This window comes from Lentzea terrae (genome assembly GCF_003265345.1).
In the GTDB taxonomy this organism is placed as follows: Bacteria; Actinomycetota; Actinomycetes; order Mycobacteriales; family Pseudonocardiaceae; genus Lentzea; species Lentzea terrae.
Genome location: NZ_QFWW01000008.1, coordinates 85,991 through 101,914 on the forward strand (window position 1 = coordinate 85,991; position 15,924 = coordinate 101,914).

Here is a 15,924-nt window from a genome sequence, read left to right on the forward strand (position 1 = left end):
GTCCGGGCGCGTCGTCCCGGCGCGGTCAGCGCATACCGCGCCCGGAGCGTCCCGGGTACTGCGTGAGGATGACGCGCGAGCCAGCCGCGCTCCTTACGATGAAAGCCATGGAACTTGCCGGTTTGCGGCGGGCGGCCGGACTTCATCCACAGTGGACGGATGCCGCGGTGGGGCTCGTCCTGGGCGCGCTGTCGATCGTCACTGCGCAGTTCTCCCCGCTCGGAGAGCCCCAGCAGGAGTTCACCGGACTCCACGTCGTCGCGGCGGTTCTGGTGTTCGCCGCAGTCGCGTGCCGTCGCCTCGCACCGTGGCTTGTGCTGGCCGGCACGACCGTCGCGGCGGTCCCGCTCACGGTCGTGCTCGGCAGCCAGCCGCTGGCGGTGACCATTGCGCTCATGGCCGCCATCTACACCGTGGCGCTGGCGACCGACCGCCGCACCGTCTGGCTCGCGACGCTCGGCGTGTTCGCGGTCGGCTGGCTCGCCCACCTCGCCGGCGGCCCGGAACCCTGGTGGGATCCGGGCAACAGCGTGGATCTCGCGTTCCTCGGGCTGGCCGCAGCCTACGGCGACGCGACCCGCAGCCGGCGGGCCTACATCGCCGCCGTCGAAGACCGCGCGACGCGCGCCGAGCAGACCCGCGAGGAGGAGGCCCGCCGCCGGGTCGCCGAGGAACGGCTCCGCATCGCCAGGGAACTGCACGACGTCGTCGCCCACCACATCGCCGTCGTCAAGGTGCAGGCCACCGGCGCCAGGCACATCGGGCCGAGCCGGCCGAAACAGGTAGCGGCGGCGCTGGACGCCATCAGCCGGTCCGCCGACGCCGCGCTGAAGGAGACGGCCTACGTCGTCGGCCTCCTGCGGGACGCCCGCGATCCGGCGGCACCCACCACGCCGCCCCGTGGCCTCGCGCAGCTGACGAACCTGCTCGAGGACGTCGCCGACCACCTCACCGTCGACCTCCACCGGTCCGGCGAGGCACGGCAGCTGCCCGCCGCCGTCGACGCCGCGGCCTACCGGATCGCACTGGAAGCGCTCACCAACGCGAGGAAGTACGGGAACGGGACGGCTGACCTGACCGTCGCCTACACACCGCAAGCCGTCACGCTGGACATCACCAACCCCATCGGCAAGGCGCAGGGTCGTGGGTCCGGCTACGGCATTCTCGGCATGTGCGAGCGCGCCGCGGCGCTCGGCGGCAGCGTCACCGCCGGGGTGGACGGCTCCGGCCGGTTCGCGGTGCACGCGTCCCTGCCCACGGACGTGCACGCGGTGACCGCATGATCATCCGGGTGCTGCTCGTCGACGACCAGCCGCTGATCCGCGCGGGCTTCCGGATGTTCCTCGCCGCCGAGCCCGACATCGAGATCGTGGGGGAGGCGGGCAACGGGCGGGAGGCCGTGCGGCTGGCCGGAACGTGCCGCGCCGACGTGGTGCTGATGGACATCCGGATGCCCGAGCTCGACGGCATCGAGGCGACCCGCGAGATCGCCGCCTCCGACGACCTCGCGGGCGTCCGGATCCTCGTGCTCACCACGTTCGAGAACGACGAGAACGTCGTGCGCGCACTGCGGGCCGGCGCCAGCGGGTTCCTGGGCAAGAACGTCGAGCCGGCCGAACTGCTGCGCGCCATCCGGGTCGTCGCCGCGGGCGAGGCTCTGCTGTCCCCGGCCGCCACGCGCGGTCTGGTCGGCCAGTTCCTGAGCCAGGCGCAGCCAGACCCGCTGCCGCCGCCGGTGGGGCTGGACACGCTGACCGACCGCGAACGCGAGGTGCTGGTGCTCGTCGCCCACGGCCTGACCAACGACGACATCGGCGAGCGGCTGTTCTTGTCCCCGCTGACGGTCAAGACCCACGCGAACCGGGCGATGGCGAAGCTCGGTGCCCGCGATCGGGCGCAGCTCGTCGTCATCGCCTACCAGTGCGGCCTGGTCCGCGCGGGTGAACCGATGCCGTGACCCCGGCGCTCGACGGGTGCAACTGTTTCCGTTGCTGATGGACGGCCAATCTACGATTTGAGTGTCGAATAGCCGACTTTGCTACGAAAACCTTGACTCAGAGAGGTGGTTGGCCAATGATTCGGCAATCACGGTCCGAGTGACCCCAGACACATCGGAAGGCCGCCATGACCCATACCGCCTCCCCGGACGACAACAGCGCCCTCGCACCGGCGGGAGAGCTCAAACGCGGTGTGCTCGGCACCGGTGGCCTCGTTTTCATGGTCGTGGCGGCCGCCGCCCCGCTCACCGTCATGGCCGGTGTCGCGCCGCTGGGACTCATGATCGGTGGCGTCGGCGCTCCGCTCGCCTACCTGGCCGCCGGGGCGGTGCTGGTGATCTTCGCGGTCGCGTTCACCCGCATGACGAGGTTCGTCAGCGGCGGCGGCGCGTTCTACGCCTACATCGCCAAAGGCCTGGGCAGCGGCTGGGGGCTCGCTGCCGCGCTGCTGGCGCTGGTCTCCTACAACACGCTGCAGATCGGCGTCTACGGCCTGTTCGCCGCGCAGACGAGGGCGACACTGGCCGATCTCTTCGGGATCGACGTCCCGTGGCCGGTGATCGCAGTCGTCGCCATCGCCCTGGTGCTGATGATCGCCTGGATGGGCATCGACGTCGGCGCCAAGGTGCTCGGCGTCCTGCTGATCCTCGAGTCCGGGATCCTCGTGCTGATGGCCGTCGGGATCTTCACCAGCGGCGGTGCGTCCGGTGTGGACGGTGCGTCGTTCACCCCGGCCGCGGCCTTCAACCCCGGCATGGGCGCGGTGCTCGCCTTCGCCTTCGCGGCGTTCATGGGCTTCGAGTCCACCGCGCTGTACCGCAGGGAAGCTCGCGACCCGTCCCGCACCATTCCCCGTGCGACCTACTTCGCCGTCGGGTTCATGGCGTTGTTCTACTGCGTCATCGTGTGGTCGGTGGTGGTCGGGTTCGGCAGCGACAAGGTCGTCGGCGCGGCGTCCGAGAACGTCGCCGGGCTGTTCTTCGCGGCCACCGAGACCTACGTCGGACCGTGGGCGGCCACGCTGATGCGCCTGCTCGTGATCTCCAGCGTGTACGCCTCGCAGATCGCGTTCCACAACGCGATCACCCGCTACACCCACGCACTCGCCCAGGACGGCGTGCTGCCCGCGTGGATCGGCGAGGTCCACCCGCGGCACGGGTCGCCCTTCCGCGCGAGCGTCGTGCAGACCGTGCTCGCGGTGGTCGTGATCGGCGGGTTCGCGCTCGCCGGAGCAGACCCGATCACCGGCCTCCTGCTGTGGGTCAACACTCCCGGTGTCGTCGGCATCGTGGTGTTGCAGGCGCTGACCGCGATCTCCTGCGCGGTGTACTTCCTGCGGCGCAACAAGGCCGCGAGCACACCGGTGGCGTTGACCGCGGCGGTCGCGTCCGCCGTGCTGCTGGCCGGGGCGACCTACATCCTGATCAGCAACGTCGCGCTGCTCACCAACGCGCCGGCGAGCGTCAACGTCGTGCTGGTCGGCCTCGTCCCGGCGACCCTGCTGGTGGGTGGCGTGCTCGCGGTCTGGCTGCGCACCCGGCGGCCGGAGACCTATGCGCGCGTGGGCAAGGGCTCGACCGTTCAGGAGGTTGCTGCGTGAAGGCGGACCTCATCCTCTGCGCCGACACCGTCCACACGGTGCACACGCTGACCGTCGGCGCCCGCCCGGTGGAGGCGGTGGCGGTCCGCGGTGGGGTGATCAGCGCGGTCGGAACCAGGCACGACGTGCGGGACTGGCGCGGTCCCGGCACCGAGGTCGTCGACCTCGGCCGGGCCGTGCTGACGCCGGGCCTGGTCGACGGCCACTGCCACCCGGTGGCCGGGCTGAGCCTGGCCGCCGACGTCGACCTGTCGGGCGCGCGGTCACCGGAGGAGGTGCGTCGGCTGCTCGCGGAGGCCGCCGTTTCGCGGGCGCCGGACGCCTGGGTGCAGGCGTGGGGACTCGACCCGAACGTGTTCGGGCCGTTGGACAGCAGCCTGATCGAGGACGCGGTGGGTGGCAGGCCCGCGTTCGTCCGTCTCTTCGACGCGCACTCGGCCGTGGTGACGTCGGCCGCGTTGCGGATCGCCGGCGTTGACGGGCCCAGGGAGTTCGCCCAGCGCTCCACCGTGGTCTGCGGCCCCGACGGTCGCCCGACCGGGTTGCTGCTCGAGTCGGCGGCGATGGAACTCGTGCTCGCCCACGTCCCGGTCGAGCCGGTGGCCGCGCGCGCTGTTCGGCTGCACGAACTGCTGCGCGGGATGGCAGCAACCGGCCTCACCGGCGGTCATGTCATGGACCTGCTCGGCGACAGCGAGGAGGTCCTCACCGCCGCCGAGGAGCTCGGCGACCTGCCGTTGCGACTGCGGTTCGCCCCTTGGTGCGATCCCGGCGTGGACGCGGACGGCCTCGCGGAACTGATCGCCTTGCAGGGCCGCGGTGGCCGTCGCTGGCACGTCGGCGCGGTCAAGTTCATGCTCGACGGCACGATCGACAACGGCACCGCCTGGCTGGAGCAGCCCGACGCGCTGGGGGAGTCGACGGCCGCGTTCTGGCCGGACGTCGACGACTACACGGCGGCCCTGCGCGCGCTCGCTGCGGCCGGCGTCCCGACCGCCACCCACGCCATCGGCGACGCCGCCGTCCGCCACGTCCTGGACGCGCTCGACGGACTGACGCGGTCCGCTTCGGTGCCGCACCGCGTCGAGCACATCGAGACCCTGCCGGGTGCGCTGATCGACCGGTTCGTCCGGCAGGGCGTGGTGGCGAGCATGCAACCCACGCACTGCAGCCACTTCACCAAGGCCGACCACAGCGACAACTGGTCCGCGCGCCTGGGCACGGAACGGGCGGACCGCGCCTGGCGGTGCCGCGACCTGCGCGACGCCGGCGTGCCGGTCGTGCTCGGCTCGGACTGGCCGGTCGCGCCGTTCGACGCCCGTCACGGCCTCGCCGAGGCGATGCTGCGCCGACCTGCGCTCGAGCCCGGCGTGCCGCCCGTGGGGCCGACGCAGGGACTGACCGCTCGCATGGCGCTGGAGGGCTATACATCGCACGCCGCGCTCGCCGCGGGCGAACCCGGTGGCGGCCGGATCGCGGTGGGCGGTCGGGCCGACTTCACCGCGTTCACCGTCGACCCGTTGCGCGCCGATCCCGACGAACTGGCCGACGCCCCGATCCTGCTGACAGCGGTAGACGGCACGATCGTGCACCGCGCCGCCGACGCACCAGAGTCAGCCCTAGCCCGCTGAAACACGACGAACGGCGGGCCGAGGACCCTCGCCTGCTGAAATTCGATGAAGGGCGCATTTATCCACTTGAGGTGGATGGATGCGCCCTTCATCACGCGCGAAAGCGGGTCAGGGCTCGGTGGGGCGGTCGGCGAGCAGGGGGAGTGAGGGATCCCAGCTGGTGCCCGTGGAGGCGTCTTGGCGGCGGCGGGCGATGGCCGACAACGCTTCCAGGACAACGCGGTTGGCCAGCGCGGCGGTGATGTCGGCGTGGTCGTACGGCGGGCTCACCTCGACGACGTCGATGCCGACCACCGGCAGCTCCAGGCAGATCCGGCGGACCGAGTCGAGCAGCTGGCGCGCGGAGAGCCCGCCCGGTTCGGGCGTGCCGGTGCCGGGTGCGTGGCCGGGGTCGCACACGTCGATGTCGACGGACAGGAACACGCCTTCGCACTCGTCGACAGCGATGCCGAACGCCTCGGTCAGGCAGGTGTCCAGGCCGCGATGCCCGATCTCGGTCATCTCGTAGGACCGCATGCGTTGCGCGGCCATCCAGTCCAATGTCGACGGTGGGGGCCAGTAGCCGCGCAACCCGATCTGCAGGAACCGGTCTCCGCGCAACGCCCCCGACTCGATCAGCCTGCGCATCGGCTGGCCGTGTCCCCACAGCGAGCCGAACTCGATGTCGCCGGTGTCGGCGTGCGCGTCGAAGTGCAGCATGGAGATCCGGCCGTGCCCGATGACGTTGGCGATGCCCTTGGCGTCGGCGAAGGCGATGGAGTGGTCGCCGCCGAGGATGACCGGAATCGCGCCGGACCGGGTCACGGTCTCGACCGCGCGCTCCAGCGCGGCCAGTGCGGTCGTGATGTCACCGGAGTACATCTCGACGTCGCCGGCGTCGAGCACGCGCAGGTCCCGCAGGCCGTCGGTGCGCAGCGCGAGGCTGGGGCGCGACCCGTCGTGCGGGAGGTAGTCGGTGGTGCGGATGGCCTGCGGGCCGAAGCGGGTGCCCGGCCGGTGGGAGGTGCCGCCGTCGAAGGGCGCGCCGAGGACGACGACGTCCGCCCCGGCGAAGCTCGCCGGGGCGTCGAGGCTGCACCGCTCGACGCCCAGGAAGGTGACGTCCGGTCCGAACTGGGCGCCGTAGCGGGACATGCGGTTCCTCCACTTAGGACTCGATGTTGGCCATGACGTGCTTGACGCGCGTGTATTCCTCGAACCCGTACATCGAGAGGTCCTTGCCGTAGCCGGAGTGCTTGAAACCACCGTGCGGCATCTCGGCGACCAGCGGGATGTGCGTGTTGATCCAGACGCAGCCGAAGTCCAGCCGCTTGCTCATCCGCATGGCGCGGCCGAAGTCACGGGTCCACACGCTGGACGCCAGGCCGTAGTCGACGCCGTTGGCCCACGCGACGGCCTGGTCCTCGTCGGCGAACCGCTGCACGGTGATGACCGGGCCGAAGATCTCGCGCTGCACCATCTCGTCGTCCTGGCGCAGTCCGGTGACGACGGTGGGCTCGACGAAGAAACCCCGGTCGCCCTGGCGGCGGCCGCCCGCGGTGATCTCGGCGTGGTCGGGTGCGCGGTCGAGGAACCCGGTGACGTGGGCGAGCTGTCGTGCGTTGTTCACCGGCGGCACCAATGCGTCCGGGTCCTCGGCGCCCTTCTCGAAGGTTGTGGTCGTGCGCTTGGCCTGTTCGGTGAGTGCGGCCACGAAGTCGTCGTGGACGCGCGGACTCACGAGCACGCGGGTGGCAGCCGTGCAGTCCTGCCCGGCGTTGAAGTAGCCCGCCGTGGCGATCCCGGCGGCCGCGGCTTCCACGTCGGCGTCGTCGAACACGACGACCGGGGCCTTGCCGCCGAGCTCGAGGTGCACTCGTTTGAGGTCGCGCGCCGCCGACGTCGCCACGGCGCTGCCCGCCCGCACCGAGCCGGTGATCGCCACGAGCTGCGGGATCTCGTGCTCCACCAGGGCACGCCCGGTCTCCGGGCCGCCGCACACGACGTTGAACACCCCGGCGGGCAGGACCTCGGCCGCGAGCTCGGCCAGTCGCAACGTGCTCACCGGGGTCGTGTCGGACGGCTTGAGCACGATCGTGTTGCCGGCCGCGAGCGCGGGGGCGATCTTCCAGACGGCCATCAGCAGCGGGTAGTTCCACGGAGTGACCTGACCGACGACGCCGATCGGCTCGCGCCGCACGAAGCTGGTGTGGCCGGGCAGGTACTCGCTCGCGGCCTTGCCCTCCAGCACGCGCGCGGCACCCGCGAAGAACCTCAGGTGATCCACCGCGGTAGGCAGTTCCTCGCTCGCCGTGAGTCCGACGGGCTTGCCCGTGTTGCGGCTCTCGGCCCGCACGAGCTCGTCGGCGTGCTCCTCCACCAGGTCGGCGAACGCCAGCAACGCGCGCTGCCGTTGCGCGGGCGTCGACTCGCCCCAGGTCTCGAACGCCCTGGCGGCGACCCGGCAGGCGCGGTCGACGTCCTCGGCACCGGAGACCGGGGCGCTCCCGAACGCCGCACCGCTCGCGGGGTCGATCAGGTCCGCGCGGTGGTCCTCGACCGTGCCGGTGTGCTCGCCGCCGACGAAGTTGCGCAGTTCCAGCTTGTCGCTCACGGTGCTTCTCCTTGGTCAGCGGGCATGTCGACAACCGAATCAGTCGATTGAATGCCTTCAAGCTACCGTATCCGTAGTCATATGGCGATTGGTGTGACCGGATCCGTCGTCGGCGTCGTGTCTGGAGCGTGCTGGTGATCTCGCGATGTAAAACTGTGCGCGTGAAGAGGACGAGCCCCGCGGACGACCGCAACCAGCTGATCATCGACGACGTCTCCAAGGCGATCATCGAGCAGCTCCAGCAGGACGGCCGGCGGGCGTACGCGACGATCGGCAAGGCGGTGGGGCTGTCCGAGGCGGCGGTGCGCCAGCGGGTGCAGCGCCTGTCGGACGCCGGTGTCATCCAGATCGTCGCGGTCACCGATCCGCTCCAGGTCGGGCTGTTCCGCCAGGCGCTCGTGGCGGTCAACGTGCAGGGGCCGATCGAGCCGGTGGCCGACGCGCTCGCCGAGATCGACGAGGTCGCGTATGTCGTGATCTGTGCTGGTCGCTTCGACGTGCTGTGCGAGGTCGTGTGTGAAGACGACGCCGCTCTGCTCGACCTGATCTCTCGTCGCGTGCGCACGTTGCCGGGCGTGGCCGACACCGAGGTCCTCGTCTACCTGTCGCTGCGCAAGCAGTCGTACCAGTGGGGCACTCGCTGACTGCGGATTTCGTCGCCTGTTCGGCCATCAGCTACTGATTCGCTTGCTATCGCGCGTTCCGTGTGCGATAAACGTAGGCATGCCGCTTGACAATCTCTGGTTGCACTTCACGCGCCACTCCGCTGCCGACGACCACGGTCTGCCCGTCATCGCGCGCGGAGAAGGCGCGTACGTCTGGGACACCGAGGGCAGGCGGTACCTCGACGGGCTCGCCGGCCTGTTCGCCGTGCAGGTCGGCCACGGCCGCGAGGAACTCGCCGAGGCCGCGGCCAGGCAGACGCGGGAGCTCGCCTACTTCCCGCTGTGGTCGGCCGCCCACCCGCGGGCGATCGAGCTGGCCGAGCGCCTGGTCGCCGACGCGCCGGGCGATCTCAACCGGGTCTTCTTCACCGTCAGCGGCGGCGAGTCCGTCGAAACGGCGTGGAAGCTCGCCAAGAACTACTTCAAGCTCACCGGCAAGCCGACCAAGCACAAGGTCATCAGCCGGTCGCTCGCCTACCACGGCACCTCGCAGGGCGCCCTGTCGATCACCGGGCTGCCCGCGCTGAAGAAGGACTTCGAACCGCTGGTGCCCAGCACGATCCGGGTGCCCAACACCAACTTCTACCGCGCGCCGGAGCACGCCGACGACTACGAGGCGTTCGGCCGGTGGGCCGCGGACCAGATCGAGCAGGCCATCCTGTTCGAGGGCGCGGACACCGTGGCGGCCGTGTTCCTCGAACCGGTGCAGAACACCGGCGGCTGCTTCCCGCCGCCGCCCGGCTACTTCCAGCGCGTCCGCGAGATCTGCGACCGCCACGACGTGCTGCTGGTTTCGGACGAGGTGGTGTGCGCCATCGGCCGGCTCGGCCACACGTTCGGCGCCCAGCGGTTCGGCTACCAGCCCGACATGATCACCACCGCCAAGGGGCTCACGTCCGGCTACGCCCCGCTCGGTGCCGTGATCCTGGACGAGAGGCTGATGGAACCGTTCCGCCAGGACGGCACGATCTTCATGCACGGCTCGACCTACGGCGGGCACCCCGTGTCGTGCGCGGTGGCGCTCGCGAACCTCGACCTGATCGAGCGCGATGGCATCTACCAGCACGTGCTGTCCGAACAGGACGCTTTCAAGTCCACCTTGGACAAGCTGCGAGACCTGCCGATCGTCGGCGACGTCCGCGGCACGGGCTTCTTCTACGGCATCGAACTGGTCAAGGACAAGGACGCCAAGACGAGCTTCACCGCGGAGGAGTCCGAGCGGATCCTCAAGGGGTACGTGTCCAGCACCTTGTTCGACAACGGTCTGTACTGCCGTGCCGACGACCGCGCGGAACCGGTCGTCCAGCTCTCACCGCCGTTGATCTGCGACCAGTCCCACTTCGACGAGATGGAGCAGATCATCCGGCTCGCGCTGGAAGGTGCCTGGAAGCTGATCTAGGGGCGAGTGGTTTCCGCCGCCGCCGCAACGGAAACCACTCACGACTGATCAGCTGGAGATGCCGAAGAACTGCAGTGCGACCGCCGCCATCCCGGCCGACGGCAGGCTGTGACCGGCGCCCTGGATGCTGTACGCCTCGACCTTGTCGGCGTAGCGGCGCCGGTTCCAGTTGGGGCGCGGGGTGTCGGTGGACGTCGGCGTCTGGCTCAGCCCGAACACGTTGGTCCACTGCTCGATCGACTCCTGCAGCAGGGAGTAGGGCACGAGCGTGTCGTTGGTGCCGTGCCACAACTGCATGCGCGGGCGCTGGCCGGTGTAGCCGGGGTAGGCCTGCCGGACGGCGTCACCCCACTGCTGCGGGGTGCGGTTCATGCTTCCGTTGGTGCACTTGCTGCCGGGCGGCGGGAAGTCGGCCGCGTTGGCGAAGCAGTTGAAGGGCACGCCCATGAACGCCGCACCCGCTTTGAACACGTCGGGGTAGAGGGCGAGCATGTGCTGGGTCATCATGCCGCCGGACGACGATCCGGTGGCGTAGACGCGGTTCGGGTCACCGCTGTAGCGCTGCTGGACGTAGGTCACCATCGAGACGATCGAAACGGGATCACTGCCGCCGCCCCGCCGTTTCGCCTCGGCGGACCAGGTGTCGAAGCACTTGCCGAACCCGGCCTGCTGTTGCGCGCTCGGGTAGATGACGATGAACCCGTGGCGGTTGGCGAGCGAGGCGAACTCGCTGCCGGAGTAGAAGCCGGGACCGGAGCCGCCGCAGCCGTGCATCGCGACCACGATCGCGGGCTGGGCAGGGCGAGCGTCCGGGACGTAGACGTGCATCCGCATCCGGCCGGGGTTGTTGCCGAAGCTGGTCACCTCCACCAGTGACGCGGCGGAAGCCTGCGGCGCGAGCACGACGCCGACCAGGGTGATCAATGCGCTGACGAGTGTCAGGAAGGTTTTGCGCGCGGTCATCATCGACCTCCGGTTCAGGGATTCCGGGCCCCCGAAGGTATTCAGATCTCTGACGGCCGTCAATCTTTTGACGAATGACGTGGCGAGTCATTCGACGAATAATGGGCTGATGTCAGCAGTTCCGACTCCGCCGGACGGTGGCGCGGCCGCATCCGCGGTGCGCCCGGAAACCGCCGCGCTCGCCCTGTTCGGCGACCACGTGCTCGATCGGGGCGTGGCCGTGTCGACGGGTGGTGTCGTCACCGCGCTGGGCCGGCTCTGCATCGGCGAACACGCCACCAGGACGGCCCTGAGCCGGATGGGCCGCCGCGGCCTGCTGCGCACGGTGCGCCGCGGCCGCCAGGCGTTCCTCGCGCTGACCGAGCACGGCACCGAGGTGCTCCGCGACGGCCAGCGCAAGCTCGACGGCGACATCGTCGACCAGCACTGGGACGGCCGGTGGACGCTGCTGTCGTTCTCGGTGCCGGAGAGCAGGCGCGCGGACCGGCACGCCCTGCGCACCCGCCTCGGCTGGTTCGGGTTCGGCCCGCTGCGCAGCGGGCTGTGGGTGTCGACGTCGGCGGCGGACGTCTCGGCGACGCTGGCGGAGCTCGACCTGCTCGACCGCGCCGAGGTGTTCCGGGCGGAGGCGTTCCGGTGGACCGACCCAGCGCGGATCGCCGCCGAGGCCTGGGACCTGCCGGCGATCGCCGCGGGCTATTCGGACTTCCTGGTGCGCTGGGCGGACGGCGCGTTCGAGCAGCTCGACGAGTTGTCCCGGCGGGTGCTGCTGGGTGCGGAGTGGTTGCAGCTGATTCGGCGGGATCCGGTGTTGCCGGCTGTGTTGCTGCCGGAGGGGTGGCCGGGGACCCGCGCGATGGAACGGTTCCGCGCGTTGCGGGGCGGATGGGCGCGGCAGGCAGGGGAGCTGGCCACGGACGTGCTCGAATCCATTGTGGACGACTGAGGCTTCGGTTGAGACGTCAGCTCGGTGCGAAGGTTTCGGCGGCTCGGGCACGCAGCTCCACCCGCCGGACCTTGCCGGTGGCGTTGCGCGGCAAGGCATCCACGAACACCAGGTGCTTCGGCACCTTGTAGCGGGCCAGGTTCGCCTCCAGGTGCGCCCGCAACGCACTCTCGTCGAGCTCACCGCGAACCACGACGTAGCCGACCCCGACCTCGCCCCACCGCTCGTCGGCCACACCGACCACCGCGCACGACTCGACCTCGTCGAGCTGCACCACGACGGCCTCGACCTCGGCGGGGTAGACGTTCTCGCCGCCGGAGATGAACAGGTCCTTCACCCGATCCACCACGTGCAGCCAGCCGTCGTCGGCCCGCACGACGTCGCCGGTGCGGAACCACTCCGAGCCGACGAAGCCGGCGCGCGTCTCCTGTGGACGGTTCCAGTAGCCGGCGAACACGTTCGGGCCGCGGACGAGCAGCTCGGCCGGTTCCGCGCCGAGGGGCGTGACGCGGTCGTCCAAGCCGAGTGCCGCGACATCCGTGAAGAAGTGCGGGACACCGGCCGACACCGGGTGGTCCGGCGTGCCGTCGTGGGTGCCCATCGACACGCCGGGGGAGGCCTCGGTCATGCCGTAGCCCTGCAGCAGCCGGACGCCGCGGTCGAGCCACGCCCGCGCGACGCGTTCCTGCACCGGTGAACCGCCGTAGAGCACGCACGTCAACGAGCTGAGATCGGTGGTGTCCCAGGCCGGGTCCTGGCACATCATCTGCAACATCGTTGGCACAGCGGAGAAACTGGTGATCTGCGCCGATGCGATGCGCGCGAGGATCGCCCCTGGATCGAACCGCGCGACCGGTTCGACGCTGCCGCCCTTGAACAACGTCGGCAGCGTGATCTGGCCCAGGCCGACGCAGTGGAACAACGGCGCGATGCACAACGCCCGGTCGGTGCTCAGGACGTCGAAGTGGGCGAGCTGGTTGACCGTGTTCCAGGTCAGGTTGCCGTGCGTCAGCACCGCGGCCTTCGGCTTGCCCGTCGTGCCCGAGGTGTAGAGCAGCACGCACGGGTCGTCGAGCGACACCTCGGTGGCAAACGGCTCAAGAACGCTCGGCAGGTCGAAGTCCGCGGTCCGCAGCACGGGCGGCAACGGGCCGGCTGACGCGACCAGCTCGTCGGCGTCGGCGCTGTGCACGAGCAGGGATGCGCCGCTGTCGGCGAGCATGTAGCCGATCTCGGCGCCGGACAGCCGGTAGTTCAGCGGCACGAAGATCGCCCCGCACAGCGCGGTCGCGAACAACGTCTCGAACACGCTGATGTCGTTGACGCCGAGGTAGGCGACCCGGTCGCCGCGCCGCACACCGAGCCCGGCCAGCACGGCTGCCAGCCGGTCGACCCGGTGTGCGAGCGACGCGTAGGTCAGCGTGCGGTCCGCCTGCACCAAAGCGGTGCGGTGCGGGGAGATGCGCGCTCTGCGGGCCGGCCAGCTGCCGACGCCGGGGTTGGCCGGTCCGGTCATCGTCACCTCACCCGAGCCGCAGCACTGGCTTGATCGTCACGCCGGCCACCGCGTCGTCGACCGCCTGCTGGATCTCCCCGAACTCGTAGTGGGTGATCAGCCGGTCGATCGGCAGTCTGCCCGCCGCGACGAGGTCGACGAGCACCGGGATCAGCGACTGGGTTTCGGCGTCGCCCATGGTGAGTCCGACGATCCGGCGGCCGGGCAGCATGAAGTTCACGTTGACCGGCACCTGGGTGCCGAACGCGGGCGCGCCGACGATCACCGCCGTGCCGCGGGTCGCGAGCGAGGAGATCGCCACGCCGAGCACGTCGGCGTTGCCGGTGGTCTCCACGACGCCGTCGACGCCGCGACCCGATGTCAGCTTCGCGACGGCCTCGCCGAGATCGCTCACGGTGGTGTCGATCGTGTCGGTGGCGCCCAGCTCGGTGGCCAGCTCCAGGCGCTTCGCCACGCGGTCGACGGCGATGATCCGGGTGGCCGGGGTGAGCCGGGCCGCCATGACCGCGGAGAGGCCGACCGCGCCGGCCCCCGTGACGAGGAGGGTGGCGCCGGGTCGCGGGGCGAGTGCGTGCCAGACCGCGCCGGCGCCGGTCATGACCCCGCAGCCGAGCGGGGCGAGCAGGTCGAGCGGTGCGTCGGCGGGGGCCTTCACGACGCTGCGTTCGTCCACGACGGCGTGGTGGGCGAAGCTCGACTGCCCGAAGAAGTGACCGCCGAGCGGGACGCCGTCGCGAGAGATCGGCGACGTCCCGTCGGCTCGTTCGCCGCCGATGAGGTTCGACGGCAGCCAGGTGTCGCAGTAGGCCGGGTGGCCTTCGCGGCAGTTCGGGCAGCGGCCGCAGGAGGTGTAGCTCAGCAGCACCCGGTCGCCAGCCGCGACCTTGGTGACCGCGGCACCGACCTCCTCGACGATCCCGGCACCCTCGTGGCCGAGCACGCCGGGCAGCGGGAACGGCAGGTGCCCGCCCGCGACGCCGAGGTCGGTGTGGCAGATGCCGGCGGCGGTGACGCGGACGCGGATCTCCTCCGGGCGCAGGTCGTCCAGCGTCACCTCGGAGAGGGTGAACCCGGAGCCGGCGGACTCGACCACGGCGGCCGTCGTTGTGATGGACATGGTTTTTCCCCTCAGGCCAGGGAGATGACGACGGACTTGGTGCGGGTGTAGGCGGCGAGCGCCTCCGGGCCGTACTCGCGGCCGTAACCGGAGTCCTTGACTCCGCCGAACGGGATCGCCGGGTCGAGCATCGCCCAGTCGTTGACCCAGACGATGCCCGCCTGCAGCCGGGCGGCCACCCGGTGCGCGCGGGCGAGGTTCTCGGTCTGCAGGCCGGCGGCGAGGCCGTAGGGGGTGCCGTTGGCCATGGCGACCGCCTCGTCCTCCGTGTCGAACCGCTGCACGGTCAGCACCGGCCCGAAGATCTCCTCCTGCACGACGGGGGAGTTGTCCGGCAGGTCCGCGATCACCGTGGGGTTGAAGAAGAACCCGTCGCGGTCGGCACGCTGCCCGCCCGCGACGATCCGAGCACCGGCCGCCTTCGCCTGCGCGACATACCCTTCCACTTTGGACAGATGACGTTCGCCGGCCATCGGGCCGATCACGGTCACCGGGTCGAACGGGTCGCCGAGCGGCACGTGCGGCACGGCGTCGGCGAGCGCCTCGACGACGGCGTCGTACAACGGCGCCGCGACGAGCAGCCGGGGGCCGCCCATGCAGAACTGGCCGGTGTTGAACACGAATCCCTTGATGGCGGCGCCGATCGCCTTCTCCAGGTCGGCGTCCTCGAAGATGATGTGCGCCGCGTTGCCGCCGAGCTCCATCGTCACCGGCTTGAGCTGGGCGCCCGCCACGCTCGCCGCGTGCCTGCCGACGGCCGTCGACCCGGTGAAGGCCACCTTGTCGACGCCGGGGTGGCGGAGCAGGTGCTCGCCGATCTCGCTGCCGTACCCGGTCACCACGTTGACCACGCCCGCGGGCACACCGGCCTCGGCGAGGATCTCGGCCATCAGCAACGCGCTGAGCGGCGTGTCCTCGGCCGGCTTGTGCACGACCGTGCAGCCGGCAGCCAGTGCCGGGGCGATCTTCGAGCTCGACAGGATCAGCGGGAAGTTGAACGGCGTGATCGCGGCGACCACCCCGACCGGCTCGCGGCGGGTGTAGGCGTGCGCGGGAATGGGGATCTGCCGCGTGGCCCCGTCGATGCTCTGCGCCAGGGCCGCGTAGTACTCGTACTGCTCCGCGGTCGTCTCCACGTCGACCGGGCGGCACAACGAGACCGGCTTGCCGACGTCGAGGCTCTCCACCGCAACGAGTTCGTCCGCCCTGGTCCGCACGATGTCGGCAACGCGGTTCAGGATGCGGGCGCGGTGCCTGCCCGGTGTCGCCGCCCACCCCTCCAACGCGGCACGAGCCGCGTCCACCGCGTCGTTCACGTCCGCCGTCCCGGCCCTGGCGACGGACGTCACCACGGCTCCCGTGGACGGGTCGACGACGTTGAACCGGCCGCCTTCCTCCGACTCCCGCCACTCGCCCCCGATGAACAACCTGCCAGGCTTGACGTCGGGGCGGCGCAGCGTTGCGGTCGGCCGTTCGTCGACTGTGGTCATTGGAATT

General features: G+C 70.7%; 13 protein-coding genes. 7 read left to right on the forward strand and 6 right to left on the reverse strand.

Features of this window, described 5'->3' with window-relative positions; all coding sequences use genetic code 11:
* Positions 1–107: 107 nt before the first annotated feature.
* The 4 genes from DI276_RS14750 to DI276_RS14765 all read left to right on the forward strand — a co-directional run bounded on the left by DI276_RS14750 (position 108) and on the right by DI276_RS14765 (position 5,228).
* Positions 108–1,283: a sensor histidine kinase gene (locus tag DI276_RS14750; protein WP_157984712.1), complete on the forward strand. Its 1,176-nt coding sequence runs from the start codon at positions 108–110 to the stop codon at positions 1,281–1,283.
* Complete coding sequence (locus DI276_RS14755; protein ID WP_112263914.1) at positions 1,280–1,957, forward strand: response regulator; 678 nt, start codon at positions 1,280–1,282, stop codon at positions 1,955–1,957. Before DI276_RS14750 ends, DI276_RS14755 begins: the two co-directional genes overlap by 4 nt.
* Positions 1,958–2,124: 167 nt before the next feature.
* On the forward strand, positions 2,125–3,597 hold the full coding sequence (locus DI276_RS14760) for an APC family permease (RefSeq protein WP_112263915.1): 1,473 nt from the start codon (positions 2,125–2,127) through the stop codon (positions 3,595–3,597).
* A complete protein-coding gene (locus tag DI276_RS14765; protein ID WP_112263916.1) occupies positions 3,594–5,228 on the forward strand; it encodes an amidohydrolase in 1,635 nt (544 codons plus the stop codon). The genes DI276_RS14760 and DI276_RS14765 overlap by 4 nt, the downstream gene beginning before the upstream one ends.
* 108 nt (positions 5,229–5,336) lie before the next feature.
* On the opposite strand, the gene DI276_RS14770 is transcribed toward DI276_RS14765, so the two are convergent.
* The gene (locus DI276_RS14770; RefSeq protein ID WP_112263917.1) at positions 5,337–6,362 is read right to left on the reverse strand and encodes an agmatinase family protein; all 1,026 of its coding nucleotides are present in this window, start codon (positions 6,360–6,362) and stop codon (positions 5,337–5,339) included.
* Between the two features lie 13 nt (positions 6,363–6,375).
* Entirely contained in the window at positions 6,376–7,821 is a 1,446-nt protein-coding gene (locus DI276_RS14775) for a gamma-aminobutyraldehyde dehydrogenase (RefSeq protein ID WP_112263918.1), read from the reverse strand.
* A gap of 161 nt (positions 7,822–7,982) precedes the next feature.
* Between DI276_RS14775 and DI276_RS14780 the strand changes: the two genes are divergently transcribed.
* Both DI276_RS14780 and DI276_RS14785 read left to right on the forward strand, forming a co-directional pair.
* Positions 7,983–8,465, forward strand: coding sequence for an Lrp/AsnC family transcriptional regulator (locus DI276_RS14780; RefSeq protein WP_198680641.1), 483 nt, complete (start codon positions 7,983–7,985; stop codon positions 8,463–8,465).
* 79 nt (positions 8,466–8,544) lie between these two features.
* Complete coding sequence (locus tag DI276_RS14785) at positions 8,545–9,885, forward strand: aspartate aminotransferase family protein (RefSeq protein ID WP_112263919.1); 1,341 nt, start codon at positions 8,545–8,547, stop codon at positions 9,883–9,885.
* A gap of 48 nt (positions 9,886–9,933) precedes the next feature.
* Here DI276_RS14785 and DI276_RS14790 read toward each other — a convergent pair whose 3' ends face one another.
* The gene (locus DI276_RS14790) at positions 9,934–10,848 is read right to left on the reverse strand and encodes an extracellular catalytic domain type 1 short-chain-length polyhydroxyalkanoate depolymerase (RefSeq protein ID WP_232836663.1); all 915 of its coding nucleotides are present in this window, start codon (positions 10,846–10,848) and stop codon (positions 9,934–9,936) included.
* Positions 10,849–10,957: 109 nt separating this feature from the next.
* On the opposite strand from DI276_RS14790, the gene DI276_RS14795 reads away from it, so the two are divergent.
* Entirely contained in the window at positions 10,958–11,794 is an 837-nt protein-coding gene (locus DI276_RS14795; RefSeq protein WP_112263920.1) for a PaaX family transcriptional regulator, read from the forward strand.
* Between the two features lie 16 nt (positions 11,795–11,810).
* On the opposite strand, the gene DI276_RS14800 is transcribed toward DI276_RS14795, so the two are convergent.
* The 3 genes from DI276_RS14800 to DI276_RS14810 are packed head-to-tail and all read right to left on the reverse strand — an operon-like array spanning position 11,811 to position 15,917.
* Entirely contained in the window at positions 11,811–13,310 is a 1,500-nt protein-coding gene (locus DI276_RS14800; RefSeq protein WP_112264240.1) for an acyl-CoA synthetase, read from the reverse strand.
* Between the two features lie 7 nt (positions 13,311–13,317).
* Positions 13,318–14,427: an NAD(P)-dependent alcohol dehydrogenase gene (locus DI276_RS14805; RefSeq protein ID WP_112263921.1), complete on the reverse strand. Its 1,110-nt coding sequence runs from the start codon at positions 14,425–14,427 to the stop codon at positions 13,318–13,320.
* A gap of 11 nt (positions 14,428–14,438) precedes the next feature.
* A complete protein-coding gene (locus DI276_RS14810; protein ID WP_112263922.1) occupies positions 14,439–15,917 on the reverse strand; it encodes an aldehyde dehydrogenase family protein in 1,479 nt (492 codons plus the stop codon).
* Positions 15,918–15,924 lie beyond the last annotated feature (7 nt).

What these genes read in the sequence shown, in the direction of transcription:
- DI276_RS14795 (WP_112263920.1), top strand. Translation starts at nt 10,958, where the DNA reads ATGTCAGCAGTTCCGACTCCGCCGGACGGTGGCGCGGCCGCATCCGCG.
- DI276_RS14805 (WP_112263921.1), bottom strand. Translation starts at nt 14,427, where the DNA reads ATGTCCATCACAACGACGGCCGCCGTGGTCGAGTCCGCCGGCTCCGGG.
- DI276_RS14750 (WP_157984712.1), top strand. Translation starts at nt 108, where the DNA reads ATGGAACTTGCCGGTTTGCGGCGGGCGGCCGGACTTCATCCACAGTGG.
- DI276_RS14760 (WP_112263915.1), top strand. Translation starts at nt 2,125, where the DNA reads ATGACCCATACCGCCTCCCCGGACGACAACAGCGCCCTCGCACCGGCG.
- DI276_RS14755 (WP_112263914.1), top strand. Translation starts at nt 1,280, where the DNA reads ATGATCATCCGGGTGCTGCTCGTCGACGACCAGCCGCTGATCCGCGCG.
- DI276_RS14790 (WP_232836663.1), bottom strand. Translation starts at nt 10,848, where the DNA reads ATGACCGCGCGCAAAACCTTCCTGACACTCGTCAGCGCATTGATCACC.
- DI276_RS14800 (WP_112264240.1), bottom strand. Translation starts at nt 13,310, where the DNA reads ATGACCGGACCGGCCAACCCCGGCGTCGGCAGCTGGCCGGCCCGCAGA.
- DI276_RS14785 (WP_112263919.1), top strand. Translation starts at nt 8,545, where the DNA reads ATGCCGCTTGACAATCTCTGGTTGCACTTCACGCGCCACTCCGCTGCC.
- DI276_RS14770 (WP_112263917.1), bottom strand. Translation starts at nt 6,362, where the DNA reads ATGTCCCGCTACGGCGCCCAGTTCGGACCGGACGTCACCTTCCTGGGC.
- DI276_RS14810 (WP_112263922.1), bottom strand. Translation starts at nt 15,917, where the DNA reads ATGACCACAGTCGACGAACGGCCGACCGCAACGCTGCGCCGCCCCGAC.